A 25,484-nucleotide genomic window follows, 5' to 3' on the forward strand; every position below is an offset into this window, starting at 1 on the left:
GGCTGGCTGCCACGTGACCGCAAGCGAGGGCGAAGGCGAAGGCGGCTTCAGCGACCGAGCATCGACCGCACCTTGCCCAGCAGGCGATCGATCTCGAACGGCTTGGCCAGCATGTCCATGCCCTCGTCGAGGAATTCCTCGCGTGCCACCGCGTTCTCCGCATACCCGGTAACGAACAGAACCGGCAGGTCGGGACGCCAGCCACGGGCCATTTCGGCCAGGTCGCGCCCATTCATGCCAGGCAAGCCGACGTCGGTGATGAGCAGGTCGATGGGTTCATCGCTGCGCAGGGCGCGCAGGGCGGACTCGATATCGGCCGCGCGGGTACAACGGTAGCCCGCCTCGGCAAGCAGGTCGCTGACCAGCAGTCGAACCGCCGGCATATCCTCGACCAGCAGCACGTGTTCCCCGCGTCCCTGTTCCAGCGACCGAGGCAGTTCAATCGCCGCCGGGGCGTCGCCCCGGTCGGCCGGTACCAGCAGGGTCACTTCCGTACCCTCGCCTTCGATGCTCGTGATCCGCACGTCGCCGCCCGACTGCCGCGCGAAACCGTAGATCATCGACAGGCCGAGCCCAGTGCCCTTGCCGGTCGGCTTGGTGGTGAAGAACGGCTCGAACACCCGCTCCAGCACTTCAGAGGGGATGCCGCAACCGTTGTCGCTCACGGCCAATGCGATGTAGTCGCCATCGGCCAGTCCGGTGCTGCCCGCGGCCTGCACTCTGGCGGTGCTCACGCACACCGAACCGTCGCCATTGATCGCATCGCGCGCGTTGATGACCAGATTGAGCACTGCATTCTCGAGCTGGCTGGCATCGATGCGCGCGATCATCGGACCGTTGGCGAGGTTGAATTGCAGCGCGATCCGCTCGCCCATGGTGCGTGTGAGCAGTTCCCCGAGCGACCGGATGCTCTCATTGACGTCGACCGGCCGCGCATCCAGCGGCTGCTGGCGGGCGAAGGCGAGCAGGCGGTGGGTGAGCGCAGCCGCACGTTGCGCCGACTCGAGCGCGATGCCGGAAAAGCGCTGGATGTCGAGGCGGCCTTCTTCCACGCGGCGGTTGATCAGTTCGATGCCGGTGATGATGCCGGTCAGGAGATTGTTGAAATCGTGTGCGATACCGCCGGTGAGGCGGCCGAGCGCATCCATCTTCTGTGCCTGGCGCAATTGCGCCTCGGTGTGCGCGTGCTCTTCTCTCTCGCGAGCGAGCCTGGCGGTGGCGTCGGACAGCTTCTCCTGCTGCCGGCGCTCGCGCTCGCGCTGGTCGGTGACGTCCTCCACGAACAGCAGACCCAAGCCCGGCGTGCGATAGGGCACCACGCGCCACACGGTTTCGCGCCGCCCGGTGCCGGCATGCAAGGACAAGGAGCCTTGCCAGCGCTCCCCCGCAAGGAGCTTCGAGCGCAGCTCCTCGAGCGCCTGCTGTTGCCCGCCGGCCAGGCACTCGGCCAGACGACCGGTTCCCGGCAACAGGCGGGCAAACGCGGCGTTGCTCTCGTGAAGGTCGAGCGCGGCGTCGATCACCGCGATCGGTGCAGCCACGTGGGCGAATATCTCGCGGAAGCGCGCCTCGGCATCATGCAACTCGCGCTCGGTATCGCGCACGCGCAGCAGGGTACGCAAGGTAGCCAGCAGAACGTCGGGGTCGACCGGATGGGTCAGGTACGCATCGGCTCCTGCGTTGAGTCCGGTGACCAGGTCGCCCGTCGCGGTGGACGTTGCCGATACATGCACGATCGGAAGCGTGACCGTTTCCGGCTCCTGGCGCAGTTGCCGGACGATGTCGAAGCCGTTGGCATCGGGCAGGTTGACGTCCAGGATCAGCGCATCGAGCGCATACTCCCGCAACAGGGCCAGCCCTTCGGTACCGGTACCCGCCTCGAGCACGAAGCAGCCGCGGTGTTCCAGCGTGCGCTTGACGGCATAGCGGGTGGCGATGTTGTCGTCGACCACCAGCAATCGGATCTCATGCGCCATCGGCGGGCTCCCCTGGCAGGACAGCTGGAATGATCACGTAGAACACCGAGCCCTGCCCGGGACTGCTTTCCAGCCCGACCCGCCCGCCCAGCAGATGGCCGAAGCGCTTGCACAGAGCCAACCCCAGCCCCGTCCCGCGCAAGCGCTGCTGTAGCGGGGAATGGACCTGCGCGAAGTCCTCGAAGAGCTTGGCGTGCATCTCCTCGGGAATGCCGATGCCGCTGTCCCTGACCGAGAACCGTACCTCGGACTCACTTTCCACCCGGGCGCTGACCCGGACCTCGCCCTGCAAGGTGAACTTCAGCGCATTGGAGATGAAGTTGCGCAATATCTGCGCCAGTTTCTTGTCGTCGGTGTAAAGCCTGGGAATATCCTTCGGCTCCTCGAACACCAGGTCGACCGCCGAACTACCCGCGATCGGGCGGAACATGCCGCGCAACGCGGCGAACAGGTCGACCATGTCGAACCATGCAGGCGCGATGGTGATGCGCCCCGCCTCGACCTTGGCCAGGTCCAGCAGGTCATCCACCATCGAGCTCAATTCGCTTGCCGCGGACTGCACGAATCGCACCTGCTTGTGCTGCTCCTCGTTGAGTGGCCCGTCCAGCTCGTCGCCAAGCAGGCGCACGATGCTCAGGATCGCGCCCAGCGGCGTGCGGAACTCATGGCTCATGTAGGAAAGGAAACGGCTCTTGAGATCCGAGACCTGGCGCAGTTCCTCGGCCTGGGTGTCCAGCTCGGCGTACAGCGCCAGCACCCCCTGGTTGGTCTCGTCCAGTTCGGCGCGCAGCGCGGCCGCGTCCGCGCGCAACCGCGCAAGCTCGGCAGCGTCGTCACCGTTGATGGAGGGGAACTCAGCCACGTTGGGCCTCCAATGCAATGACCAACACGGTCGTGTCGTCCCGACCGCGGCAGAAATCCCGGTGCAGCAGCGCCGCCACGACCGCCGGATGGCGGTTCCACAGCCCGGGATAATCGCCCAGACGCCAGCGTGATTGAAGTCCGTCACTGTGCATCACCAGCAACTGGCCCGCCGCCCCCGGGTACTCGAAGACCTGCGCCTTGCGGTACTGACCGCCAACGATGCCCGGGTGCGAAGCCAGGCCGCGGGATCCTTCGGCCCTGACCAGACTCGCGGAGATATTGCCGATACCCAGGAACTGGAGCACATCCTGTCCGTCGAAACGGGCGACGGCCAGGGCGCCGCCGCGGCTGCCAGCCATCTGCTGGTGTGCCGTTTCGAGCAGGCGTTCGGGTGCCTCGAAAGGGGACGCAGCGAAGGCCTGCGCCCCGGCGTCGGCTGCCAGGGCCGCCTGCGGACCATGCCCCAGTCCGTCGATCACCAGCGCGCTCAGGCGTTGTCCATCGACCGCCAGGCGCCAGGCATCACCGCACACGGCCTCGCCGTGGATCGCATGGTGGCTGATACCGAAACGGTAGTCCTGCCCGCGGGCATCCAGGCGCGGGTAAAGCCGCGCCAGCACGATCGAACCACGGTGATCGGCGTAGGCGTCGAACACCTGCGCCTGGCGCGCCAGTGCTCCCAGGCCGATGCCCTGGGTGCCCCGGCTCGAATAGCCATCGACCATGCAGTGGGAAAGGTCAAAGCCCGGGCCGCGGTCGATGGCGAGAATCTCCAGCCCTTGCGCCCGGCGTCCGGCCACGGTGCGCTGGTGCAAGACGCCGCGGCCGGCATGCTTGAGCACGTTGCTGGCAAGCTCGGTCGCCACTAGTGCTGCGCGACCGGCGTCGGTTTCATCGAAGCCGATCTGCTGCGCCCATTGCTGTGCCGTACGCCGTGCGTGCCCGACCTGGCTGGCATCATCCAGCAACAGTACCTTGGTGAGCGCGCCGGTGAGGCTTACGTCCATCGAGCGATGCTGACGCGGGTGCCCTTGCCCGGCGCGCTGTCCAGCTCGAACTCGCTGACCAGGCGCTTGGCGCCACTCAGGCCGAGTCCCAGCCCGGTGCCCGAACTCCACCCGTCGGTCATCGCCTGGCGTATATCGCCTATGCCCGGCCCTTCATCCCGAAAAGTCAATCGCAGGCCGCTGCGCCCTTCTTCATCGAGGATCTGCCAATCCATGTCGCCGCCACCACCGTAGATGACGGCGTTGCGGGCCAATTCGCTCGCCGCGGTGATCAGCTTGGTCTGGTCGACAAGCCGCAGACCGCACTCCTGGGCCAGTTTGCGCACTGCCTGGCGGGCCAGCACCACGTCCTGTTCCACGCGGATCGGCACGATGCCCTGATTGCGTACGCTCATGCATTCGCCACTCGTGCACTCAACAGCTTCATGCCGCGCTCGACATCCAGCGCCGTACTCACGCCGGGCAGGGTCAGGCCGAGCTCCACCAGGGTTATGGCCACCTCCGGCTGCATGCCCACCAGCACCGTGTGCGCATCCATGATGCGCGACTGCGCCGAAATGGTTCCTATCATCCGGCCGGTGAACGAATCGACGATATCCAGCGCCGAGATGTCAATCAGGACACCGCGGGCGGACGTCGCACTGATCCGTTCGCCCAGGTCTTCCTGCAGAGTGAGTGCGAGCTGGTCGTGCATGTCCACTTGGATCGTCACGAGCAGGAACTCGCCCATGCGCAGGATCGGGATGCGTTCCATGGGGTCAGGCCTTCACCACGCTCAGGCCGGTACGCTTCAGTGCCAGTGCCAGGGCATCGGCAAGATTGGCCTTGGTAACGATACCCTGCAGGTCCAGCCCAAGGTGGACGATCGTTTGTGCGATCTGAGGACGCACGCCGCTGATGATGCAATCGGCGCCCATCAGGCGGATCGCCGTGACCGTCTTCAACAGATGCTGGGCAACCAGCGTGTCGACCGTGGGAACGCCGGTAATGTCGATGATGGCGATCTCGGAACCGGTCTCCACGATGCGTTCCAGCAGCGATTCCATCACCACCTGGGTTCGCTGCGAGTCGAGCGTACCGATCATCGGCAGGGCGAGCACGCCGTCCCACAGCTTGACTACCGGGGTCGAAAGCTCCAGCAGTTCTTCCTGTTGCCGCCGGATCACTTCCTCGCGCGACTTCTGGAAACTCGCCACCGTGAAGAGCCCGAGCATGTCCAGGATCTCGGAGATCGCCCATAGCTGCTCCGCGAGCAATCGCGGATCGTCGCTCAGGTCTCGCTGCAGAAGCGTAAACAGTGGCCGCTTGAGCGAAAAGATGAAATTGGCCGTGTGCTGGGATTCGAACCCCTGCAGCGCGCGGCTTCGCGAGAGCTTCTCCAGGAAGCCGCGCGCAGCGGCCCAAGCCTCGTCAGTGATGCCGGCGCCGCCGCCCTGGCGGACCCCCTTCACCAGCAGCTGGAGGAAATCGGCAGTCTGCTGACCCAGCTCCTCGGCGCTCATCCGCCGATCCTGGTCGGCGCCACTGCCTGCCAGGTCGACGTTCCATGCCTGCAACAGCCAGCCCTCGTTCTTTTGCAATGCATCAAGCGTACGTTGCTGCAACTCGGCCATGTCCGGTTTTCCCGCGCGAGAAGTGACCGGTCACCATACGCCGGAAACATGCCCTGTGGAATAGCCGGGCGGCCGCTCGAAAAGGGGGCGGCGCAGTTCTCGGACTACGGCTAAAATGGACGTTCTCCCCAAGCGCGGCCCGGCCCATGCAGCACCTGACGATCGTCACCACCGGCGGCACCATCGACAAGATCTATTTCGACGACAAGTCGGACTACAAGATCGGCGCGCCGCAGATCGGCGACATCCTCGGCCAGCTCGGGGTGGCGTTCGCCTTCGACGTGATCCCGATCCTGCGCAAGGACAGCCTGCACATGGGCGCGGAGGACCGCACGCTGGTCCGCTCGACCATCGAGGCGCAGCCGCACCGGCACGTGCTGGTGACGCACGGCACCGACACCATGGTGGAAACCGCGCGCGAACTGGCCTCCATTCCGGGCAAGGTGATCGTGCTGACCGGCGCGCTGAACCCGGCGCGCTTCCAGGGCTCCGATGCGGTGTTCAACATCGGCTGTGCGGTCGCCGCCGTGCAGACGCTGCCCGACGGCGTCTACATCACCATGAACGGCCGCGTGTGGGATCCGTCCAGGGTTCGCAAGAACCGGGCGGAAAACCGCTTCGAGGAAACCGGCTGACCCGCGCCCCACGACGCCGGAACACTGCGGTCGACCCAAACAAGGAACCCCGGCCGAAGCCGGGGTTCTTTTTTGGAGCTTCCAGCAGACCGTACCGGTTGCCAGGCACGGTCCCGAGGCCGACCTCAGTTCATGTCTTCGGTCAACGTCACGCCTGAGAACGTCTGGTACGCACGCACCTTGATGTAATAGGTGGTGGTCGTCGACGGGGTGAAGGTGCAGCTCTCGTTGTTGCCGGTCTTGTACGGACGGCAGCTGTAGGCGCTGGTGGTCGGCGCAGCGCCGGCCCGCACGTACAGGTCCGCGTCACCGCTACCGCCGGAGATCGCAAAGGTCACCTGGTGACCGGCCTGCACCGTCTCGCTGTAGGTGGTCGACCAGTTGCCAGTGGTCACGGTCGGCAGGTCCACCGAGTCGGTGCTGCCGCCACCGCCACCGCCGCCCGTGGTGTAGGACGCCTTCACGGTGACATTGGAGTACGACGAGTAACCGTGCACCTTGATGTAGTAGGTGCCCGCCTGCGGCGAGGCGACCGAGCAGCTCTCGCTGTTGCCGCTCTTGTACGGGCGGCAGTCGTAGCTGCTGGTGGTCGGGGCCGAGCCGAACCGGGTGTACAGGTCGGCATCGCCGCTGCCGCCGGAGATCGACATCACCAGGTTGGTGGCACCGGCCGGCACGGCAATGCTGAAGTCGTTGTCGGCACCCGAGGAACCGGACACGCCGCTGACCGGCACGCCGTTCTGCAGCGCGGTGGTGCCGCCACCGCCGCCGCCACCGCTGCCCGGGCAGGTCACGCCGACGCCGGTGAAGGCCGCGACCACGTTGCTCTTGTTGTAGCCCAGGTCGTCGGCCGCCGACTCCACGCCACAGGCGCCATCATCGAAGTCGGTGCTGGCGTTCCAGTAGGACTTGTTGGCCAGCTGAAACACCTGGAAGGCCTTTTTGACGTCCCAGCCGCTGGTCTTGGCCAGCAGGCAGAACGCCTTGTTGTACACGCCCGAGGAGTAGTGCACGTCCAGGCCGTTGTAGTAGTCGGACGCGTTGTCGATCGAGCCGCCGTCCTGCGGCGGGTTGCACATGTAGCGCAGCGCGCCGCTGCCCTTGAAGATGTCCGCGCCGACCAGGAAGTCGGCGGCGCCGCGGTCGTAGAACTCGGCCGCTTCGCCGGCGATGTCCGAATAGGCCTCGTTCATGCCGCCGGACTGGCCGCTGTATTCCAGGCCGGAGTTCTGCTCGGTGTAGCCGTGGCTGATCTCGTGGCTGGTCACATCCAGCGAGACCAGCGGGTAGAACGTGCTGGCGCCGTCGCCGAAGTACATGGCGGTGCCGTCCCAGAACGCGTTCTCGTAGTTGCTGAGGTAGTGCACGTTCATGCGCAGCTGCATGTTCAGCGGCTGCGCGCCGGTGTAGGCGACATACATGTCATGGACCACGCCGCCGAAATGGTGCGCGTCGTTGACTGGCGAGTAGGCGCCGTTGGTGGGATCGGTGTCGCTGTTGGGGCAGGTGAAGGTGACGATCGAGCCGCCGCCACTGCCGTGGTTGAGGTTGTAAGTCACCACGTCGGTGTTCTTCAGCTGGCAGGTGCTGCCGGACTGAGTCACCTGCAGTGCGGCGTAGTCGGTGCCGTAGTAGTACTTGCCGGTCTTCTGGTTGCCGCCCGGGCCGGTGGCGGTCGCGTCGGTCAGGCCTTCCCAGCTCTTGATCACTTCACCGGTGTGGGCATCGATGATCGCGGTGGGGCGGCTGGCATGGTTGCCCAGGACGACGTAGGAGGTGCGGTACACCAGGCGCGGCGAGCCGTTTTCCTGCGGATAGACGAACAGGTCGGCCTTCTGGTTGTGGATGCTGGCGCCGGCCAGCAGCGCGGTGTGCACATGTGCCTTCAGCTTGGCGATCGCCTGGGCGCCGCTCAGGCGCGGCGTCACCGACACCGGTGCGGCCAGGTTGGCCGGCAGCTTCATCACTTCGCCGGTGGCGCGCAACACGTTGCCTTGCGCGTCCTCCACCACCGCAACGCTGCGGCCGTACACCGGCACGCCGCGATACATCTGCTGCTGGCGCACCACCTGCCTGCCGTTGTGCAGGTGTGCGGTGCTGCGTGCGGCCAACGACATGTTGGCGCCCAGGTTCAGGCGGGCTGCGAGGCTGCCGGCCGGCACCGCGCCCAGGTTCTGCACGTGCACGTGCTCGCTGTTCGCGGCCATGGCGGTCGAGGCGCAAGCCATGCCGATGGCGGCAACCAGAAGCTTCAGACGGATATTGCTTGGCATTTCAGGTACTCCATAAGAGTGAAATTCGGGGCGAACGACCCTGATGCGGCCGGGTGGGCCCCATGCGTGAATTGGCCGTGCCGGGCACGGCGCCTGTGCTTTGCCAACGGTCCTGGCTGCATCCCGATGCGCGCTGCTTCTCCCCCTTTTCCTCCTTGAGAGGGCAGTACGCGGGCTCATCATGCGAGGGCGGCGCCGAAACCCCCTGGCGCCACTGCAGGACCATCCGTCAACCTCCCCGCCAACGGATTCGTCGACATTACGGAGCGCCGCGCAAGAGGGTCAAGGGTGAATTTTTCCTATGATCGGGAACTGTGACCGCTGGTGTTAGCGGCCTGCGAAGAGCGCGTCACGGCGGCGCCGTGGGTCACGTTGATCGTCCCGGCAGCGCATACGAAAAAGCCCGGCATTGCCGGGCTCTACGGCGCTTCGCACGCGCCCGCGAGGTGAAGAGAAACCGCGCCTGAACGATCAGGCGACCGGACTCGCCCCTACAGCATTCCGGTCTCCAGCTTGGCCGCGTCGGACATCATCGAGTGGTTCCAGGGCGGGTCGAACACCAGGTCGACGTCCGCGTCGGCAACGGTAGGGATCAGTTCGAGCTTGGTGCGCACGTCGTCGACCAGGATGTCGCCCATGCCGCAACCGGGCGCGGTGAGAGTCATCTTGACGTAGACCTTGCGCGCGCCGTCGCCGGCCGGGTCGATCGCGACGTCATAGACCAGTCCCAGTTCCACCACGTTGATCGGGATCTCCGGATCGAACACGGTACGCAGCTGCTCCCAGACCAGTTTCTCCACGTCGTGGTCGCTGGCATCGGCGGCCAGCTCGATCGGCGGCGGCGGCTCCTTGCCCAGCGCGTCGGCGTCGTGGCCGGCGATGCGGAACAGGTTGCCTTCGACGTACACGGTGAAACTGCCACCCAGGGCCTGCGTGATGTAGCCGATCTGCCCGGCCGGGAGCGTCACGCTCTCGCCCTGCGGCACCATCACTGCCACGCAGTCACGCTCCAGGGTGAAGGGTTCGCTGCTCAGACTGAAACCACTCATGCCGATCCTGCCAAATCACTATCGGGGGCCGCGAGGGGTGTCGCGGGAAGCGCCTATTATGCCGCGCCGGCGGCATCACCCGCTGATCAAGATCAGGCGCGCGCGGCCGATATCAAGGAGGCGACGCGCGCATGCGTCCGGCCCGGGCGCCTGCGCGGTTATCATGTCTGTTTGCTTTGACCTCGCAGGAAACGCATGCGCCCCGATCGCCACTGTCCAGGTAACCGCCGCCCGTGCGCCTGATTCCCGTGTTGTTCGCCGCCTTCAGCGCGGCCATGCTCGGCCTTGCCGCCGGCGCGGTATGGATGGTTCCCACGATGGCTCTGCGCCGGCCGTTGCCTGTGCTGGCACTGCTCGTCGGCTGGCTGCTTGCGCTGGCGGTGCGCAGTTGGGTGCGCCCGGCGGGGCGCGTGGCTGCCGCGATGGCCGCGGGTGCGACCGTGCTGGCCGCGATCTACGTGGAGATGCTTACCGCCGCCGCGCGCATCGCCGGCTCCATGGGCATCGGCCTGCTCGACGCCTTGCGCGAGGCCGGCCTGGCCATGCTGCTGTCACTGGCAAGGCTGGCGCTGCAGCCGGTCGATATCGGCTTCACGCTGGCCGGCGCGCTGCTGGCCGCCTGGGTCGCCAGCCGCCCGCCGCGAAAAACGCCGTAGGGTGGGCTTCAGCCCACCAGGGCTCTTCCGCGAGAGGGTGGTGGGCTGAAGCCCACTACGCATCCAGGCCCTTGAGCGCCGCCACCAGTTCGGCGGCCATTGCCTGCCCATCGCCATAAAGCATGCGCGCGTTGTCGGCGTAGAACAGTGCGTTCTCGATGCCGGCAAACCCGGTGCCCTTGCCACGCTTGACCACGATGACATTCCGCGCCGCCGCCACGTCCAGGATCGGCATGCCGTAGATCGGCGAGGCCGGGTCGGTCTTGGCCAGCGGGTTGACTACGTCATTGGCACCGATCACCAACGCCACGTCGGTGCTGGGGAACTCGGGATTGATCTCGTCCATGTCGGCGATGAGGTCGTACGGCACGCCCGCCTCGGCCAGCAGCACGTTCATGTGGCCGGGCATGCGGCCGGCCACCGGGTGGATGGCGAACTTCACCTTCACCCCGCGTTCGATCAGCAACCGCGCGAACTCCCACACCTTGTGCTGCGCCTGCGCCACCGCCATGCCGTAACCGGGCACGATCACCACGCGCTCGGCGTAGGCCATCATCACCGCCGCGTCCGCCGCCTCGATCGGCTTCTGCGCGCCGTCGATCGCCTGCGCCGCGCCCGCCGCGGCGCCGAAGCTGCCGAACAGCACGTTGCCCAGCGATCGGTTCATCGCCCGCGCCATCAGCTGGGTGAGCAAGGTGCCGGCCGCGCCGACCACGGTACCGGCGATGATCATCGACTCGTTGCCCAGCACGAAACCCTCGAATGCCACCGCCAGGCCGGTGAAGGCGTTGTACAGCGAGATCACCACCGGCATGTCGGCGCCGCCGATCGGCAGCGTCATCATCAGGCCGAACAGCAGCGCCAGCGCGAAGAAGCCGGCGATCAGCGGCGGCGTCAGCAGGCCGCCGACCATCAACGCGCCCAGCACGACCGCCAACGCCAGCACCAGCAGGTTCACCAGCCGCTGGCCGGGGAAGGTGAAGCGCCGATCCAGCCAGCCCTGCAGCTTGGCAAAGGCGACCAGCGAGCCGGAAAAGCTCACCGCGCCGATCAGCGCGCCCAGCACCGCCAAGGCGAGCTGCGCCGCGCCGGGCGCCTGGCCGTCGGCGCTGAACCGCCCGCCATCGAGCAGGGTCACCGCCGCACCCGCGAAGCCGACCAGTTCGGCCGCACCGATCGCCGCCGCGGCGCCACCACCCATGCCGTTGTACAGCGCCACCATCTGCGGCATCGCGGTCATCGCCACGCGCCGGCCCGACCACCAGGCCGCCGCCGTGCCGATCAGCAGCGCCACCAGGATCAGGCCGCGGTTGTGCAGGTCCGGCAGTGCGAACGTCGCCAGCACCGCCAGCAGCATGCCCGCTCCCGCCCACACGATGCCGCCGCGCGCGCTGCGCGGCGAACTCATGCGCTTGAGCCCCAGGATGAACAGCAGCGCGGCAATGAAGTAGCAGGCCTTGATCGCCCCCGGCAGCCAGCCCATCAGCGCGACTCCCGGCCGCCCGGGCGGCTGGACTTGAACATCTCCAGCATGCGCTCGGTCACCACGTAACCGCCGGCGGCGTTGCCGGCGCCCAGCAGCACGCCGAGAAAGCCGATGCCGATCTCCAGCGGCGTTTGCGCGTGTCCCAGCGCAATCATGGCGCCGACCAGCACGATCCCGTGGATGAAGTTCGAACCGGACATCAGCGGCGTATGCAGGATCACCGGCACCCGCGCGATGATCTCGTAACCGGTGAAGGCCGCGAGCATGAAGACATACAGCGCCAGGAAACCGTCGAGCATGACCCCTTCCCCTGTCCGCGCGCCCCGTCGAGCGGCCGCCACCGCATCATACGGTCGCGCTCCGCGCGGCGCGAGCCATGGCCCGGCGTCGCGGCGATATACTCCGGACGCACCGCTGCGGCGGTGGCAACCCTGCGGAGGGATGCGATGCGCCAGGACACCACGGAACTGGTCCAGGCAATCGGCCGCGGCGAAGTCGTCGCGCTCGACCTGTTGTTCGCACGGGTCTACGGCGAACTCAAGCGCGTCGCCCGCCGGCAGTTGCACAGCGCGCATTCGCCGACCGTCGACACCACCGGCCTGGTGCACGATGCCTACCTGAAGCTGGCCTCCCCGCAAGGGCTGGACCTGCACAGCCGCAAGCATTTTTTCGCGCTGGCCGCCAAGGCGATGCGCCAGATCGTGGTCGATCACGCACGCGCCCACGCAGCCGGAAAGCGCGGCGGCGGCGTGGCTGCGGTGGCGCTCGATGCCGCCGCCGAAGTGGCCGCCGGCGACATGGCCCCCGACCAGTTGCTGCAGCTGGACCGCGCGCTGACCGAGCTGGAAAGCCAGCAGCCGCGCCTGGTGGCGCTTATCGAGATGCGCTTCTTCGCCGGCCTGGAGCTGGCCGACATCGCCGCCATGCAGGAGGTGAGCGAGCGCACGCTCAACCGCGACTGGCGGCGCGCCCGCGCCGAGCTGTACGCGGCCTTGTATCCCTGAAAGCCGTTGAAACGGGAAAACGGCATGGATCACGCACGCATCGATGCCCTGTTCGAGCAGGCGCTGGCCCAGCCACCCGGGCAACGCGATGCGTGGCTGGCGGCGGCCTGCGGCAGCGACCTTTCCCTGCGCGACCAGGTCCGCCGATTGCTGCTGGCCGACGCGCGCGCCGAAGGCGTGCTCGAACACGGCCCCGACCTGATCGCCGGCGTGATGGCGGGTGAAGACATCGTGCCGGAGCGCTTCGGTGTCTGGCGCGTGCTGCGCCGGCTCGGCGCCGGCGGCATGGGCGAGGTCTGGCTGGCCGAGCGCGACGACGCCGGCTTCGTCCAGCGCGCCGCGATCAAGCAGGTGGCCTGGCCCACCCCAGGCCTGCTGCAGCGTTTCCACCGCGAGCGGCAGATCCTGGCGCAACTGGAACACCCCGGCATCGCGCGCCTGATCGACGGCGGCGTCGACGACGCCGGCTGCCCCTACCTGGCGATGGAATACGTCGAGGGCACGCCGATTGCCGACCGGGTGCGCGAACGCGCACTCGATCCGCGCGCGACCGTGCAATTGCTGCTGCGGTTGTGCGAAGCGGTGCAGTTCGCGCACCGCCACCTGGTGGTGCACGGCGACATCAAACCGTCCAACGTGCTGGTGGCGGGCGACGGCCGTCCCCGTCTGCTCGACTTCGGCGTCGCCACTGTGCTGGCCGAGGATGGCCAGGCCGCGCGCGCCGCCACCGTCGCGCGCCTGCTGACGCCCGACTACGCCGCGCCCGAACTGCTGGCTGGTGCCCCGGCGACGACCGCCATCGACGTCTACGCGCTGGGCGCTCTGGCGTACGAACTGCTCACCGGCGCCAGGGCCCGACGCGCCGGGCACGACGAACCGATCCGCCCGCCCAGTGCCGCCATCGTCCGCGGCGGCACCGCGCGCCGTCGCCTGCTGCGCGGCGACCTGGACCGCATCGTGATGACCGCGATGGCCAGCGAGCCGGCCCACCGCTACGCCTCGGCCGAGGCACTGGCCGGCGACCTGCAGCGCTGGCTGGACGGCCGGGCGATCAGCATCCGCGGCGGCAACCGGTGGTACCGGCTGCGCCGGTTCACGGCGCGCAACCGCGTGGCCGTCGGCGCCGCCATCGCGATCGCACTGACCCTCTCGTGCGCCACGGCCTACAGCGTCTACCAGGCGCGCGCCGCCCGCCAGCAGATGCACCGGGCCGAAGCGGTGCGCCGATTCCTCGACAACACCTTCGCGCAGATCGATCCGGCGGCGAACAAGGGCGAAGCGGTGGGCATGCGCGAACTGCTGCAGCACAGCCAGCAACGGCTCGCCGCGGCCACCGACGTGCCGGTCGCGGTGCGCGCCGACCTGACCACGCTGATCGGCGGCCTGTACTGGAACCTTGCCGACAACGTCGCCGCCGAGCGCGCGCTGAAGGCGGCCGCCGCCATGGCTTCCGGCGGTGGCGTGCCGGAGGCGGTGGAGGCGCGCACGCTGACCCGGCTGGCCCGCGTGGAACAGGACCGCAACGATTCCCGGAACGCCTATCGCCACGCCGAACGCGCCTATGCGCTGGCGCGGCAAAGCGATGGGCCGGACAGCGAACTGGCCGACAACGCCCGCCATATGGTGGTCGCGCTGCGGATCGACCACGCCGGCGCGGCGCATGCGGAAGCGGCGGTGCGCAAGCTGCTGGCCGACGACCGCGCCCGCCGCGGCGACCGAAGCCAGCCGGTGGTGCATGACCTGATCCTGCTGGGACACGCGCTCGACCTGATGGCGCGCTACGACGAGGCCGAGGCTGCGCTGGACGAAGCGGTCGCGACTGCCCGCAGCCTCAACGGCACCTATTTTTCCTACCTGGGCCTGGCGCTGGAGTTCCAGGGCATCGTCCGCACCCATCGCGGTGATTACGCCGGCGCGCAGGAAACTTTCGCCGACTGCCTCCAGGTCACCAGCCAGCTCTGGGGCCCGGACAACGTGCGCAGCAGCATCGTGCGCGGGCAGTTGCTGGATGTGGCAGCCAGGCAGGGGCGGTTGGCGCCATCGCTGCCGGGCGCGCTCGCTCTGCGCGACGAAGCCCGCCGGATGCAGCGCGATCGCCCGGACCACTACGCCACGAGCTGGCAGTTGCTGGGCGACCTCCATCGGGGACTCGGCCAACTGTCCGAAGCGGAAGCCAGCTACCGCCAGGCCATCGAGGCCTGGCGGAACGTGCCCGAAGGCGGCCAATCCGCCGGCATGGCAGACGCGCTCGCCGGGCTGGCGACCGTGCACGAGCTGCAGGGACGCTACGCCGAGGCCGAAGATGCAAGCCGCCGGGCGATCGGGGTCGACCTGGCCTCTCCCGCGTCGCCACGCCAGCCGATGGCGCGGCACCGGGCGCTGCTGGCCGATATCCTGCGCCTGCGTGGCCGGCGCGAGGATGCCGTGCGCCAGGCCAGGCAAGCCGTGGCCAGCCTGCGCGGCAGTCCGTCGCCGGACGTCATGGGCGTCCACGCCCGGCTCGCCGCGGCGCTGCTCGATGCCGGTGACGCACCGCGGGCGCACGCGCAGGCTGCGTTGGCCCTTTCCATCGGCAGCCACGTGTTGCCACAGGACAACTGGCAGATCGCGCCCGCGCTGTTCACGCTCGGCCGCAGCGAACTGGCGCTCGGACACGGTGGCGAGGCGGAGACGGCGTTGCGCCGCGCGCTGGGCTTGCGCGACACGCGCCTGCCGGCCACCGATCCGCGCATGCTGGAAGTGCGCGTCGCGCTGGTCCGCGCCCTGGACATGCAGCACCGCAGCGCGCAGGCCCGATCGCTGCGCGCCGCCATCGAGCCGCTGCTGAGCGCCTCACCCCAGGCGAATCTGCTGCGCCGGCGACTGGCATCGCGCTGAGTTCCGCGACGCCGGCCCTCGCGTGTCGTTTGGCGCGCCCGATTGCGTATGTACCGGTAACGAGGCACTCACCGCGATACCGGTCCGGTATCGCAGGCAACCGCGTCCCGGGAGCTTTCGATGGATATTTCAACCGCACGCCCGCTGGGCACCCGGCCGCAACGGCGGCGTCGATCCCGCCCGCTCACCCTGTGGATCGTCGGCCTCGTCGCGGCGCTGGTCGTGGCCGGCTTTGCCCGGACTTTTTTCCTGCGTCCATGGATTGCCGGGCCACCGTTGACGCGGCTGGCCATCGTGCACGGCGTGGTGATGAGCCTGTGGGTGGTGCTGTTCGCCACGCAGGCATGGCTGGTGCGGCGAAACAACGTTGCGATGCACCGCCGGCTGGGTGTGCTGGGCATGCTGCTGGTGCCGCTGATGCTGGGGTTGGGCCTGGTGATGGCGGTGCAGGCGATGCGTGCGGGGCGACCGCTGATCCCGGGCGTCACGCCGCAACAGTTCCTGATCGTCCCGCTGTGCAACATCGTGTTGTTCAGCGCACTGGCCGGCACCGGCCTGTGGCTGCGCAAGCGGCCGCAGGCGCACCGCCGGCTGATGCTGCTGGCCCTGCTGAGCCTGTTGCCGCCAGCCATAGCGCGCATCCCGCTGGATCTGGTGCGTGCCGGCGGGCTGCCGCTGGTGATGGGCGTGGGCAGCCTGATCATCCTGGGATGCGCTCTGCGCGATGCCGCGGTGAACCGGCGCCTGCACCCGGCCTTCGTCTACGGCGGACTGCCGGCGATCCTGGCGATGCCGGCTTCGCTGGTGATCGCGCGTACGCCGTGGTGGCCGCAACTGGCTGGCCTGCTGATGTGAGCGGGCGATGTCGGTTCGGCCAGGCGTTTGCGTAGGCCCCAGTACCGGTCCGCCAGCCTGCCGCCGTCCATGCCGCCCATCCCGACCAACCGGAGGAACACCCGATGAAACCTCGCGCGGAAACTTGTTTTCCCCCTGCTTGGCATGGCCTGCCTGACCACTGCGGCTCACGCCCAGAGCAAGAGCCCCCATAGCAACCGCCCTGCGCAGGAGGCAAAGGCGGTCCACGCGAACGGTCGGGCGAAACCATCCAGCGCCGTCCGGAACGCCACCGGCGTGGCGGCACAGGCCATCCAGTTTGCCGTGCAGAACCCCAACGCCAGCGAGGAGGACGCGCAGGCGACCGCCAACGCCATCATGGCGGGCGTCTTCAGCGGCGAGCTGGGTACCGGCCAGGAAGCGCCGGCGCCACATTTGCAAGGGGGCAAGCCCGGCAAGATGAAGGACCACGACGACTACGGCAGCCATTGATCGCCGCGGGATCGCACTCCGGGCGATGCCAGTTGCGCCGCCCACACGCGTTGGGCGGCCACTAGCTCGCACCGACCCCCAAGCCGTCCCATCCCGCCGGCGGATGCCCCCGTGAACGGAGTTCGAACCGGGCTCCCACGGCATGTACATGCGCCCCCGTCCCGCGCGATCATGCGGCGGCGGCCCAGGGCACGAACATGAACGCACGCGATGCCACCACCCTCCGTACCCATGTCGCGCGCCTTCCCGGCGCGCGCTGCGCGTCAACCCGCGCGAGCCTGCCGCGTTGAAGCATCCGACCGAACAGGAACCGGGGCAGCCCGCCGATGACGCGGATTCCGACGCCATGAACAGCCTTGCTGGCACCCTCGACAGCGATCTGCTGGCGACGGACGCGCGCGCCGTGCCGGCCTCCATGGATGCCTTCCTGGCCGACGTGGAACGCCGTGCCTTCCGCCTCGCCGAGCTGCAACTGGGTCATCGCGAGGATGCGCTCGACGCCGTGCAGGACGCCATGCTGCGGTTGGTCAAGCACTATCGCGACAAGCCCGCGCAGGAATGGACGCCGCTGTTCTGGGGCATCCTGCGCCGTCGCATCGTGGATCTGCAGCGCCGCCGCAAGGTGCGCTCGATCGTAGTCGGCTGGCTCGGCGGGCGCGACGAGGACGGCGATGACCTGCCGGCCTGGGAGCCACCCGACCACGGGCCCGGGCCACTGCAGCGGCTGCACGACAGCCAGTCGTGGACCGACCTGTCCGCCGCGGTGCAACGCCTGCCGAAACGCCAGCGCGAAGCCTTCCTGCTGCGCATGCTCGAAGGCCTGGACGTGGCGCAGACCGCCCAGGCCATGGGCTGCTCCGAAGGCAGCGTGAAAACCCATCTGTCGCGCGCCATGCATCATCTGCGCGACCAACTGGAGGACTGGCGATGACGCCCGATCCCGACAAGCTCGCCCGCCGCGCCCGCGCGCTGTATCTGGACGCCAGCCGCCAGCTCGATCCGGCCGCTGCCGCGCGCCTGCGCGCCGCGCGCCGCGAAGCGCTCGCCGCCGCACGGCCGGCGCCGTCACGGCTGGCTCCGCGCCTGCTGCTGCCAGCCGGTGCCTTCGCCGTGCTCGCGCTGGCCACGCTGATGATCTGGCAACCGCTGCGCCAGGCCGACCACGCTCCTTCGCACGCCATGCCGGCCACGGCCGACGCGGATGCCGACCTGCCGCCGGACGCCGACAGCGCCGATCCGCAGCTTTACCAGAACCTCGATTTCTACGGTTGGCTGGCCGCCAACGACAGCGCCAAGGCACGCCACTGAACATGACCCGCTTCGCCCTGCTACCGCTGCTGTTCGCCCTGGCCGGCCTGGCGCCGCTGCACGCGCAGCACGCGCCGCCGCCCCCGCCCGGCGATGCCGCCGCATCGTCCGCGCCCCGACCCTGGGAAAGCCTGGATCCGGCCCAGCAGGAGGTGCTCGCGCCCCTGCGCGGCGAGTGGAACAACCTGTCGCCACGCAAGCAGGCGCATATGCTCCGGCGCGCCGCGCGCTGGGTCACCCTGCCGCCGGACCGGCGCGAGGAAATCCGCCAGCGCATCGCCCGCTGGCAACAGATGACGCCGCAGGAGCGGGCGCGGGCGCGGGCGAACATGCACAAGTTCCACCGCCTGCCCCCGGACGAGCGCCAGCGCCTGCATCAGGCCTACGAACGCTTCCAGCACATGCCGCCGGACCAGCGCGAACGGCTGCTGCGCGAGTGGCGCTCGCAGACGATCGAACAGCGGCTGCAGGGGCTCGACCGGCCCGCCCCCGCCGGCACCCACTGACGCGGGAAACCTGCAGGAGCCTTCGCCAAGCGGATCAGCGCGGCTCGCCCTCGCGGGTGAGACAGGTTTTGGCGACCAGCTCGTCCTCAAAGTCCGGCGCGAGCGTGCCGTCACGCAACAGCAACTCGACGAAGTGGTACACGTTGCGCGCGTACATCTCCGAGGCGTGCAGCGGCGCGCCCGCGGGCAGGTTGAGCGGCCCCAGGATCGTCACGCCCCCATGCTCCACGCGCTCACCCGGTCGGGTCAGCTCGCTGTTGCCGCCGCCCTCGGCCGCCACGTCGACGATCAGCGCGCCGGGCTTCATGCCCTCGATCATCGCCGCTGTCAGGATCTTCGGCGCCGGGCGACCCGGTACCGCCGCGGTGGTGACGATTACGTCGACCACCTTCAGGTGTTCGGCGAGCGCCCGCTGCTGGGCGGCCCGCTCGTCGTCGGACAGTTCGCGCGCATAACCGCCGCTGCCGGCGGCACTCACGCCTAGGTCGAGGAACTTCGCGCCCAGCGATTCGATCTGCTCGCGCGTTTCCGGCCGCACGTCGTAGCCTTCGGTCTGCGCGCCCAGCCGCCGCGCGGTGGCGATCGCCTGCAGCCCGGCCACGCCGGCGCCGATCACCAGCACGCGCGAGGGCCGCAGCGTGCCGGCGGCGGTGGTCAGCATGGGAAAGAACTTGGGGCAGGCCCCGGCGGCGATCAGCATGGCGCGGTAGCCCGCCACGGCGGCCTGCGAGCTCAGTACGTCCATGGCCTGCGCGCGGGTGGTGCGCGGCAGCAGTTCCAGCGCGAAGGCGGTGAGCCGGCGCTCGCCCAGCGCCGCGATGCGCGCGGACGCATCGTGTGGCCGCAACTGCCCGACCACGAGGGCGCCTTCGCGCATCTGCCCGAATGCCGCATCCGCCGGCGGCAGCACGCAGGCGAGCAGGTCGGCCTGCGCAAGCACCTGCGACGCATCGGCGAACCCGGCCTCGGCGTAGCTCGCATCGGGAAATCCCGCCGCCGCGCCCGCGCCGTGCTCCAGCAGCACCCGCACGCCCTTGTCGTGCAGCTTGCGCGCCACCTCCGGCGTGATCGCCACCCGCCGCTCGCCGGCGGCCACCTCGCGCAATGCGCTCACGGTCATCGTCATACGGTTCCCTCGCGGACAGGCGCACCATCCTAGCCCAACAGGCGGACCGCGCCTGCTTGACCGCGGCTGTGCCGATCGCAGTAGACTGGCCCACCGGCAGCGCCGCGACGGCGCGCACGGGGTCTTTGCAAGGGAGATCCCGAGTGTCCACACCGATGCCCCTTCCCATCGTCGACCCGCTCATGCTCGCGGCCCGCCAGGCGCGCGAAATGGCGTACGCGCCCTACTCGACATTCCAGGTCGGCGCCGCGGTGCTTACCCGCGACGGCCGCACGTTCACCGGCTGCAACGTGGAAAACGCCGCCTACGGCCTGTGCAACTGCGCCGAACGCACGGCGCTGTTCAGCGCCATGGCCGCCGGCTGCCGACCGGGCGATTTCGCCCAGCTGGCGGTGATCGCCGACACGCCCGGACCGGTCAGCCCCTGCGGCGCCTGCCGCCAGGTGATGGCGGAGCTGTGCGACCCGGAGATGCCGGTGCTGCTGGGCAATCTCGCGGACGACCTCGAGCAAACCACCGTCGGCGCCCTGCTGCCCGGTGCGTTTCGCCTGCCCTGACGCTCCGCGCCCTTGTAGGAGCCCACTTGTGGGCGATGCCTTTGCTCTGGTGCACCAGTAAAGGGGCATCGTCCACAAGTGGACCCCTACAGGGGCAAGGTGGCGGGCGGGTATCATGGAGGGCCCGCCTGCAGCCTGCCCCGCCATGTCCCCTGCGCTCGATTTGCTGATGCAACGCCACTCCATCCCTTCGCGCCAGCTCGGCGAGCCGGCGCCGGAGGGCGCCGGGCTGCACGCTCTGCTGGCGGCCGCGGTGCGCGTGCCCGACCACGGCAAGCTGGTGCCGTTCCGGCTGATCGAACTGCGCGGCGAGGCCAAACAGGACTTCGGCGACCGCTTGGCCGCCATTGCGGCGCGCAACCCGGCGCTGTCCGAATCCAAGCGCGAGAAGGAGCGCACCCGCTATGCCTTCGCGCCGCTGGTGCTGGTCGTGGTCGCGCGCGTGACCGCAGGCAGCAAGGTGCCGCCGATCGAGCAGGAGGTCGCCGCCGGCTGCGTGGCCTACAACCTGCTGCTGGGCGCGCACGCGATGGGCTACGGCGCGCAGTGGCTGACCGGCTGGGCCGCCTATGACGCGGATGTCGCCTCGCTGCTGCGGCTGGCCGGCAACGAACGGGTGATCGGCTTCGTCCATGTCGGCACGCCGCAGATCGAGGTACCCGACCGCGAGCGCCCGGCCGTGGAGGATGTGTTTTCCACATGGGCGCCGTGACCGCCAGCCCCCGCGCCGTCCACCTGGTCGACGGCAGCCTGTACGTCTTCCGCGCCTGGCATTCCATGCCGGACCAGTTCCACGACGCCGACGGCCATCCGGTCAACGCGGTGCACGGCTTCACCCGGTTCCTGTGCGAACTGCTGGAAAAGACCGGCGCCGAGCATGTCGCGGTGGCGTTCGACGCTTCGCTCACCAGTTCCTTCCGCAATGCCATCTACCCGGCCTACAAGGCCAACCGCGAGCTGCCGCCGCCGGCGCTGGAGCGCCAGTTCGTGGCTTGCCGCGCGATCACCGAAGCGGTGGGCGTAAACGTGATGATCGACCACAGCTACGAGGCCGACGACCTGATCGGCAGCGCGCTGTGGAGCTTGCGCGGGCATGGCCTGGACAGCGTGATCGTCTCGGCCGACAAGGACTTCGGCCAGTTGCTGGGCGAGCGCGACGAGCAGTGGGACTTCGCCCGCAACGTGCGCTGGGGGCCGGCCGGCGTGCACGAGAAACTCGGCGTGCACCCGCACCAGGTGGCCGACTACCTGGCGTTGTGCGGCGACGCGGTGGACAACATCCCCGGCATCCCGGGCATCGGCGCCAAAACGGCCGCCGCGCTGCTGGCGCATTTTGGCAGCCTGGACGTTTTGCTCGAGCGGATCGACGAGGTGGCGTTCCTGCGCATCCGCGGCGCCGCCACCTGTGCCGCGCGGCTGCGCCAACACGCCGGGCTGGCGCTGCTGTACCGGCGCCTCACCCGCATCGCGCTGGACGCACCGGTGGCCTCGACCGCCGACGCACTGCGCCGCCAGCCCGGCAGCGGGCAACTGGACGCGCTGTGCGAGCAACTGCGCTTCGGCCCGCTGACCCGCAGCCGGCTGCGGGCGGTGGCCGAAGGCTGAGCCCCGTCCGGACGCCTACCTTCCTGCAGGAAACCTCGTCACTGGTTGAGCGGTGCCACGCCGCACGGCACCATGGCCGGATGAATCGTCATGACACCCCGCTCCCGCCCGACGCTGACGCCCCCGTGGAAACCCTCTGCGAGGGCCGCTGGCTGAGCCTGCGCAAGCGCGGACGGTGGGAATACGCCGAGCGCAACAACCCGGGCGGCGCGGTGATCATCGTGGCGGTGACGCCGGACGATTGCGTGCTGTTCGTCGAGCAGTACCGCGTATCGATCCTCAAGCACACCATCGAGATGCCCGCCGGGCTGGTAGGCGATTTGGCCGAACAGCCCGACGAAAGTGCCCTGCTGGCCGCCGCGCGCGAGCTGGAGGAGGAAACCGGCTACCGCTGCGACCGGGTGGAGTTCCTCCACGAAGGGCCATCCTCCTCCGGCATGAGCACGGAAATGATCGCCTTCGTGCGCGCCCACGAACTGGTGCGCGTCGGCGCGGGCGGCGGCGACGAGAGCGAGAACATCGTGGTGCACGAAGTGCCCCGCCGCGACGCCGGCGCCTGGCTGTTCGCCCGCGCCGCCGAGGGTTATTCGGTCGATCCGAAGCTGTTCGCGGGGCTGTGGTTCCTGGAACACGCCGGCCCGGCCCGGGCCCGGGCGGAGCGGCCCCGCTAAAGAATTTCCCGCAGCGGCCGATTCCCGGGATGTCGCCTCCTATCGACAACCCTTATTGCCACGGAATCCGTCCATGAAAATCCTGCTTGCCTCCGCTCTGTTCCTGCTGGCCCCGATGGCCGCCCACGCCGCCTGCTCGCCGAACGATTTCGCGGTGCAGGACTTCAAGATCGCCGCCAGCGGCGGTCGCCTGAGCCTGAAGGGCCAGCTGGTCAACCATTGCGCCGAGCCGGCGGCCGCGCAGATCGCGATCCAGGCCAAGGACGCCAGCGGCAAGGTGCTCGTCAGCAAAAAGGGCTGGCCGGCCGGTACCGCCAACATCGCCCCGGGCCAGTCGGTCGATTTCGACCTCGGCCGCCTGTTCCGCTACCAGTCCGACATGCAAAGCTTCACCGCCGGCGTGGCCACCGTCCGCACCTGGTAACCGATTGACTGGATGCACCCTGCAAAAAGGCCCCGATCGGGGCCTTTTTGTTGCCTGGGTGACAGACCCGCTACACGGCGACGGGCCTGAGACGGGATAGAGACCTTCCCTCGTGGAAAGAAGGAAGGTCCGATGGCGCGCTACCAGATGTGCACGCGTTGCTTGGGATCGAGATACAGCTTCTGCCCGGGCTTGGGGTCGAATGCCTGATACCACGCGTCGATGTTGCGCACGGTCTGGGCGCGGTAGCGGCCCGGTGCGTGGCCATCGGTGATGATCTGCTGGCGCAACGCGGCGTCGCGGGTCTTGCTGCGCCAGGACTGCGCGTAGGCCAGGAAGAATCGCTGCGCGCCGGTCAGGCCGTGGAGCACCGGCGCGGGCTTGCCGCCCAGGGATTTCTGGTAGGCGATCCACGCCGCGGTGAGGCCGGAGACGTCGGCGATGTTCTCGCCCAGCGTCTGCTGGCCGTTGATGTGCAGCCCGGGCAGCGGCTCGTAGGCGTTGTACTGCTCGACCAGCTTCTGCCCGGCGGCCTTGAAGTGCGCCAGGTCCTCCGGCGTCCACCAGTTGGCCAGGCGGCCCTGGGCGTCGAACTCCGAGCCCATGTTGTCGAAGCTGTGGCTGATCTCGTGGCCGATCACCGCGCCGATCGAGCCGTAGTTGGCGGCCGCGTCGGCCTTCGGGTCGAAGAACGGCGCTTCCAGGATCGCCGCCGGGAAGTTCAGCGCGTTCTGCAATGGCAGGTTCACCGCGTTGACCGTCTGCGGGGTCATCCACCACTCGCCGCGGTCCACGCTCTGGCCGAGCTTGGCCTTCTGGTGGCGGAACTCCTGCTCGCCCGCGCGCAGGTGGTTGCCCAGCGCATCGTCCGGCTTGATCACCAGCGCGCTGTAGTCGCGCCAGGTTTCCGGGTAGCCCACGCCGACCTTGAGCGACTCGATCTTGGCCTTGGCCTTCTGCTTGGTCGCGTCGGTCATCCAGTCGAGCTGGCCCACGCGCTCGTCGAAGGCGGCCAGGATGTTCTTGACCATGTCCTGCACCTGCGCCTTGGACGCGGGCGGGAAGTACTTCTCCACGTAGATCTGCCCGACCGCGTCGCCCAGGTCGTTGTTGACCGCGCCGATCGCCCGCTTCCAGCGGTCGCGCTGCTTGGGCGTGCCGGTCAGGGTGTGGCCGTAGAACTCGAAGCTGGCGTCGGCGTAGGCCTTGGGCAGCAGGCCGGCGCCTTCGTTGATGGTGTGGAAAGTGAGGTAGTCCTTCCAGGTCTGGAGCGGCTCGCTGGCGACCAGGGCGGACAGGCCGCGGATCGCGTCCGGCTGCCAGGCGTCGATCACCGGCTGGCCTGCCAGGCCCGCGGCCTCGAAGTAGGCGTTCCAGTCCATGCCCGGCGCCTTCTGCGCATAGGCGCTGGCCGGCCACGGGTTGTTCGCCTTGTGCACGTCCTCGGTCTCGATCAGGCTGGCCTGCGCCTTGGCGATCTTCATTTCGAGGGCGAAGATCGCATCCGCCTTGGCCTGGGCGTCGGCTACGCCGGCGCGCTGCAGGGTAGCGGCGACATAGGCCTTGTACTTGTCGCGGAAGCCGGCCATCTCCGCGTCGTCTTTCAGGTAGTAATCGCGGTTGGGCATCCCCAGGCCACCCTGCAACAGGTAGGCGATGTTGTGCGAGGGGTCTTCCAGGCCCTGCGCCACGAACAGGCCGAACAGGTGCCCGGTGTGGTAGTTGGTCGCGTTGATCGGGTCGACGTCGGCGCGCAACTGGCCGCCCAGCACGCGCGAGAGGTCGGTGCGGGTGCGGATGGCGTCGATCTTGCCGAGCTCCGGCTTGAGCGGCGCGAGGCCGGCCTTTTCGATCGCGCCTTCGTTCATGAAAGCGGCGTAGTAGTCGGCGATCTTGCGCTGGTTGCTGCCGGCGGCCGGGTGGCTGGCGCCGGCGTCGCGGACGATCTGGGCGTTGCGCTTCTCGGCTTTCTGGAACACCTGCAGAAAGATGCCGGTGCTGGCGCGGTCGGCCGGGATCACCGCGTTCTTGCGCCAGGTGCCGTTGGCGTAGTTGTCGAAATCGTCGCCCGGCTGCACCGAGCGGTCCATACCGGCGAGGTCCACGCCGATCGCGTGCCCGATCGGGATGCCCGACGGCGCCTCGTCCTGACCCGCGGCCGCCGCGAACGCGCCCGCACTCACCGCCGAACCGCACAGCAGCGCGGTGGCAGCCACCCATCGAATCGCTTGCATTTGATTTGCTCCGCCGTTGGAAACAGGCATCCACGATAGCGGCGAACCGGCAAGGGTGCGTGCATGACCTGTGGGCTATCCAGCCGGCGGGATTTCGTAGGGGCCCACTTGTGGGCGATGTTTTGGCGGGGCACCAGAGCCGGGAGCATCGCCCACAAGTGGGCTCCTTGTATGTTGCTCACGCACACACAGAGGTGCGAACCAAGCAAGTGTGTTTCCGGGGAGGCCGTGGGCTCCTTGAGGCGAAATCTTCGACCTCGTCTGTAGAGCGGCCCCCCGCCTCATTG

General features: G+C 68.7%; 26 protein-coding genes. 14 read left to right on the forward strand and 12 right to left on the reverse strand.

Going from position 1 to position 25,484, the window contains the following annotated elements; translation table 11 throughout:
- Nucleotides 1–47: 47 nt before the first annotated feature.
- Genes OSC30_RS09005 through OSC30_RS09030 form a run of 6 tightly spaced genes read right to left on the reverse strand, consistent with a single transcriptional unit; the run spans nt 48 to nt 5,460 of the window.
- The gene (locus OSC30_RS09005; RefSeq protein ID WP_267171500.1) at nt 48–1,976 is read right to left on the reverse strand and encodes a response regulator; all 1,929 of its coding nucleotides are present in this window, start codon (nt 1,974–1,976) and stop codon (nt 48–50) included.
- Complete coding sequence (locus tag OSC30_RS09010) at nt 1,966–2,838, reverse strand: sensor histidine kinase (RefSeq protein WP_425474738.1); 873 nt, start codon at nt 2,836–2,838, stop codon at nt 1,966–1,968. The genes OSC30_RS09005 and OSC30_RS09010 overlap by 11 nt, the downstream gene beginning before the upstream one ends.
- Nucleotides 2,831–3,847: an ATP-binding protein gene (locus tag OSC30_RS09015; RefSeq protein ID WP_267171501.1), complete on the reverse strand. Its 1,017-nt coding sequence runs from the start codon at nt 3,845–3,847 to the stop codon at nt 2,831–2,833. The genes OSC30_RS09010 and OSC30_RS09015 overlap by 8 nt, the downstream gene beginning before the upstream one ends.
- The gene (locus OSC30_RS09020; protein WP_267171502.1) at nt 3,838–4,242 is read right to left on the reverse strand and encodes an anti-sigma regulatory factor; all 405 of its coding nucleotides are present in this window, start codon (nt 4,240–4,242) and stop codon (nt 3,838–3,840) included. Before OSC30_RS09020 ends, OSC30_RS09015 begins: the two co-directional genes overlap by 10 nt.
- Nucleotides 4,239–4,601, reverse strand: coding sequence for an STAS domain-containing protein (locus OSC30_RS09025; RefSeq protein WP_267171503.1), 363 nt, complete (start codon nt 4,599–4,601; stop codon nt 4,239–4,241). The genes OSC30_RS09020 and OSC30_RS09025 overlap by 4 nt, the downstream gene beginning before the upstream one ends.
- A 4-nt stretch (nt 4,602–4,605) precedes the next feature.
- The gene (locus OSC30_RS09030) at nt 4,606–5,460 is read right to left on the reverse strand and encodes an STAS domain-containing protein (RefSeq protein ID WP_267171504.1); all 855 of its coding nucleotides are present in this window, start codon (nt 5,458–5,460) and stop codon (nt 4,606–4,608) included.
- Nucleotides 5,461–5,606: 146 nt separating this feature from the next.
- On the opposite strand from OSC30_RS09030, the gene OSC30_RS09035 reads away from it, so the two are divergent.
- Entirely contained in the window at nt 5,607–6,095 is a 489-nt protein-coding gene (locus OSC30_RS09035; protein ID WP_267171505.1) for an asparaginase domain-containing protein, read from the forward strand.
- Between the two features lie 125 nt (nt 6,096–6,220).
- On the opposite strand, the gene OSC30_RS09040 is transcribed toward OSC30_RS09035, so the two are convergent.
- Complete coding sequence (locus OSC30_RS09040; protein ID WP_267171506.1) at nt 6,221–8,368, reverse strand: M4 family metallopeptidase; 2,148 nt, start codon at nt 8,366–8,368, stop codon at nt 6,221–6,223.
- 491 nt (nt 8,369–8,859) lie between these two features.
- Complete coding sequence (gene sufT, locus OSC30_RS09045) at nt 8,860–9,417, reverse strand: putative Fe-S cluster assembly protein SufT (RefSeq protein WP_267171507.1); 558 nt, start codon at nt 9,415–9,417, stop codon at nt 8,860–8,862.
- 233 nt (nt 9,418–9,650) lie between these two features.
- Here sufT and OSC30_RS09050 point away from each other — a divergent pair, with 233 nt between their 5' ends.
- The gene (locus tag OSC30_RS09050; RefSeq protein ID WP_267171508.1) at nt 9,651–10,073 is read left to right on the forward strand and encodes a hypothetical protein; all 423 of its coding nucleotides are present in this window, start codon (nt 9,651–9,653) and stop codon (nt 10,071–10,073) included.
- 55 nt (nt 10,074–10,128) lie between these two features.
- Here OSC30_RS09050 and OSC30_RS09055 read toward each other — a convergent pair whose 3' ends face one another.
- Together OSC30_RS09055 and OSC30_RS09060 are read right to left on the reverse strand one after the other, a co-directional pair.
- Nucleotides 10,129–11,556 carry an NAD(P)(+) transhydrogenase (Re/Si-specific) subunit beta gene (locus tag OSC30_RS09055; RefSeq protein WP_267171509.1) on the reverse strand — a complete coding sequence of 476 codons (1,428 nt, stop codon included), beginning with the start codon at nt 11,554–11,556 and terminating at the stop codon, nt 10,129–10,131.
- The gene (locus OSC30_RS09060; protein WP_267171510.1) at nt 11,556–11,858 is read right to left on the reverse strand and encodes an NAD(P) transhydrogenase subunit alpha part 2; all 303 of its coding nucleotides are present in this window, start codon (nt 11,856–11,858) and stop codon (nt 11,556–11,558) included. The genes OSC30_RS09055 and OSC30_RS09060 overlap by 1 nt, the downstream gene beginning before the upstream one ends.
- 147 nt (nt 11,859–12,005) lie before the next feature.
- On the opposite strand from OSC30_RS09060, the gene OSC30_RS09065 reads away from it, so the two are divergent.
- The 7 genes from OSC30_RS09065 to OSC30_RS09095 all read left to right on the forward strand — a co-directional run bounded on the left by OSC30_RS09065 (nt 12,006) and on the right by OSC30_RS09095 (nt 18,580).
- Nucleotides 12,006–12,563 (forward strand): ECF-type sigma factor, encoded by a 558-nt coding sequence (locus OSC30_RS09065; RefSeq protein ID WP_267171511.1) that lies wholly within the window; start codon nt 12,006–12,008, stop codon nt 12,561–12,563.
- 24 nt (nt 12,564–12,587) lie between these two features.
- Nucleotides 12,588–15,440, forward strand: a complete 2,853-nt coding sequence (locus tag OSC30_RS09070; RefSeq protein WP_267171512.1) for a serine/threonine-protein kinase — start codon at nt 12,588–12,590, stop codon at nt 15,438–15,440.
- Between the two features lie 120 nt (nt 15,441–15,560).
- Nucleotides 15,561–16,295 (forward strand): hypothetical protein, encoded by a 735-nt coding sequence (locus tag OSC30_RS09075; RefSeq protein WP_267171513.1) that lies wholly within the window; start codon nt 15,561–15,563, stop codon nt 16,293–16,295.
- Between the two features lie 276 nt (nt 16,296–16,571).
- Nucleotides 16,572–16,766, forward strand: a complete 195-nt coding sequence (locus OSC30_RS09080; protein WP_267171514.1) for a hypothetical protein — start codon at nt 16,572–16,574, stop codon at nt 16,764–16,766.
- 346 nt (nt 16,767–17,112) lie between these two features.
- Nucleotides 17,113–17,697 carry an RNA polymerase sigma factor gene (locus tag OSC30_RS09085; protein ID WP_267171515.1) on the forward strand — a complete coding sequence of 195 codons (585 nt, stop codon included), beginning with the start codon at nt 17,113–17,115 and terminating at the stop codon, nt 17,695–17,697.
- A complete protein-coding gene (locus OSC30_RS09090; protein WP_267171516.1) occupies nt 17,694–18,074 on the forward strand; it encodes a hypothetical protein in 381 nt (126 codons plus the stop codon). The genes OSC30_RS09085 and OSC30_RS09090 overlap by 4 nt, the downstream gene beginning before the upstream one ends.
- Nucleotides 18,075–18,076: 2 nt before the next feature.
- On the forward strand, nt 18,077–18,580 hold the full coding sequence (locus OSC30_RS09095) for a DUF3106 domain-containing protein (RefSeq protein WP_267171517.1): 504 nt from the start codon (nt 18,077–18,079) through the stop codon (nt 18,578–18,580).
- Nucleotides 18,581–18,614: 34 nt separating this feature from the next.
- Here OSC30_RS09095 and OSC30_RS09100 read toward each other — a convergent pair whose 3' ends face one another.
- The gene (locus OSC30_RS09100) at nt 18,615–19,706 is read right to left on the reverse strand and encodes an NAD(P) transhydrogenase subunit alpha (protein ID WP_267171518.1); all 1,092 of its coding nucleotides are present in this window, start codon (nt 19,704–19,706) and stop codon (nt 18,615–18,617) included.
- A gap of 155 nt (nt 19,707–19,861) precedes the next feature.
- On the opposite strand from OSC30_RS09100, the gene cdd reads away from it, so the two are divergent.
- The 5 genes from cdd (at nt 19,862) to OSC30_RS09125 (ending at nt 22,963) form a co-directional block, all read left to right on the forward strand.
- The gene (gene cdd, locus OSC30_RS09105; RefSeq protein ID WP_267171519.1) at nt 19,862–20,263 is read left to right on the forward strand and encodes a cytidine deaminase; all 402 of its coding nucleotides are present in this window, start codon (nt 19,862–19,864) and stop codon (nt 20,261–20,263) included.
- Between the two features lie 145 nt (nt 20,264–20,408).
- Nucleotides 20,409–20,975, forward strand: a complete 567-nt coding sequence (locus OSC30_RS09110; protein WP_267171520.1) for a nitroreductase family protein — start codon at nt 20,409–20,411, stop codon at nt 20,973–20,975.
- Nucleotides 20,963–21,868: a 5'-3' exonuclease gene (locus tag OSC30_RS09115; protein ID WP_267171521.1), complete on the forward strand. Its 906-nt coding sequence runs from the start codon at nt 20,963–20,965 to the stop codon at nt 21,866–21,868. The genes OSC30_RS09110 and OSC30_RS09115 overlap by 13 nt, the downstream gene beginning before the upstream one ends.
- An 80-nt stretch (nt 21,869–21,948) precedes the next feature.
- Nucleotides 21,949–22,539, forward strand: coding sequence for an NUDIX hydrolase (locus OSC30_RS09120; protein WP_267171522.1), 591 nt, complete (start codon nt 21,949–21,951; stop codon nt 22,537–22,539).
- A gap of 73 nt (nt 22,540–22,612) precedes the next feature.
- Nucleotides 22,613–22,963 carry a hypothetical protein gene (locus OSC30_RS09125; RefSeq protein WP_267171523.1) on the forward strand — a complete coding sequence of 117 codons (351 nt, stop codon included), beginning with the start codon at nt 22,613–22,615 and terminating at the stop codon, nt 22,961–22,963.
- A gap of 140 nt (nt 22,964–23,103) precedes the next feature.
- On the opposite strand, the gene OSC30_RS09130 is transcribed toward OSC30_RS09125, so the two are convergent.
- Nucleotides 23,104–25,197: a M13 family metallopeptidase gene (locus tag OSC30_RS09130; protein ID WP_267171524.1), complete on the reverse strand. Its 2,094-nt coding sequence runs from the start codon at nt 25,195–25,197 to the stop codon at nt 23,104–23,106.
- Nucleotides 25,198–25,484: the final 287 nt, after the last annotated feature.

This window comes from Frateuria hangzhouensis, assembly GCF_026410505.1.
Classification (GTDB): Bacteria; Pseudomonadota; Gammaproteobacteria; order Xanthomonadales; family Rhodanobacteraceae; genus Frateuria_A; species Frateuria_A hangzhouensis.

Coding starts and splice junctions, on each gene's coding strand:
- OSC30_RS09020 (WP_267171502.1), bottom strand. CDS start 4,242: ATGAGCGTACGCAATCAGGGCATCGTGCCGATCCGCGTGGAACAGGAC.
- OSC30_RS09070 (WP_267171512.1), top strand. CDS start 12,588: ATGGATCACGCACGCATCGATGCCCTGTTCGAGCAGGCGCTGGCCCAG.
- cdd (WP_267171519.1), top strand. CDS start 19,862: ATGCCCCTTCCCATCGTCGACCCGCTCATGCTCGCGGCCCGCCAGGCG.
- OSC30_RS09015 (WP_267171501.1), bottom strand. CDS start 3,847: ATGGACGTAAGCCTCACCGGCGCGCTCACCAAGGTACTGTTGCTGGAT.
- OSC30_RS09085 (WP_267171515.1), top strand. CDS start 17,113: ATGAACAGCCTTGCTGGCACCCTCGACAGCGATCTGCTGGCGACGGAC.
- OSC30_RS09035 (WP_267171505.1), top strand. CDS start 5,607: ATGCAGCACCTGACGATCGTCACCACCGGCGGCACCATCGACAAGATC.
- OSC30_RS09115 (WP_267171521.1), top strand. CDS start 20,963: ATGGGCGCCGTGACCGCCAGCCCCCGCGCCGTCCACCTGGTCGACGGC.
- OSC30_RS09130 (WP_267171524.1), bottom strand. CDS start 25,197: ATGCAAGCGATTCGATGGGTGGCTGCCACCGCGCTGCTGTGCGGTTCG.
- OSC30_RS09055 (WP_267171509.1), bottom strand. CDS start 11,556: ATGGGCTGGCTGCCGGGGGCGATCAAGGCCTGCTACTTCATTGCCGCG.
- OSC30_RS09040 (WP_267171506.1), bottom strand. CDS start 8,368: ATGCCAAGCAATATCCGTCTGAAGCTTCTGGTTGCCGCCATCGGCATG.
- OSC30_RS09120 (WP_267171522.1), top strand. CDS start 21,949: ATGAATCGTCATGACACCCCGCTCCCGCCCGACGCTGACGCCCCCGTG.
- OSC30_RS09060 (WP_267171510.1), bottom strand. CDS start 11,858: ATGCTCGACGGTTTCCTGGCGCTGTATGTCTTCATGCTCGCGGCCTTC.
- OSC30_RS09005 (WP_267171500.1), bottom strand. CDS start 1,976: ATGGCGCATGAGATCCGATTGCTGGTGGTCGACGACAACATCGCCACC.
- OSC30_RS09075 (WP_267171513.1), top strand. CDS start 15,561: ATGGATATTTCAACCGCACGCCCGCTGGGCACCCGGCCGCAACGGCGG.
- OSC30_RS09065 (WP_267171511.1), top strand. CDS start 12,006: ATGCGCCAGGACACCACGGAACTGGTCCAGGCAATCGGCCGCGGCGAA.
- OSC30_RS09110 (WP_267171520.1), top strand. CDS start 20,409: ATGTCCCCTGCGCTCGATTTGCTGATGCAACGCCACTCCATCCCTTCG.
- OSC30_RS09025 (WP_267171503.1), bottom strand. CDS start 4,601: ATGGAACGCATCCCGATCCTGCGCATGGGCGAGTTCCTGCTCGTGACG.
- sufT (WP_267171507.1), bottom strand. CDS start 9,417: ATGAGTGGTTTCAGTCTGAGCAGCGAACCCTTCACCCTGGAGCGTGAC.
- OSC30_RS09090 (WP_267171516.1), top strand. CDS start 17,694: ATGACGCCCGATCCCGACAAGCTCGCCCGCCGCGCCCGCGCGCTGTAT.
- OSC30_RS09030 (WP_267171504.1), bottom strand. CDS start 5,460: ATGGCCGAGTTGCAGCAACGTACGCTTGATGCATTGCAAAAGAACGAG.
- OSC30_RS09125 (WP_267171523.1), top strand. CDS start 22,613: ATGAAAATCCTGCTTGCCTCCGCTCTGTTCCTGCTGGCCCCGATGGCC.
- OSC30_RS09100 (WP_267171518.1), bottom strand. CDS start 19,706: ATGACGATGACCGTGAGCGCATTGCGCGAGGTGGCCGCCGGCGAGCGG.
- OSC30_RS09095 (WP_267171517.1), top strand. CDS start 18,077: ATGACCCGCTTCGCCCTGCTACCGCTGCTGTTCGCCCTGGCCGGCCTG.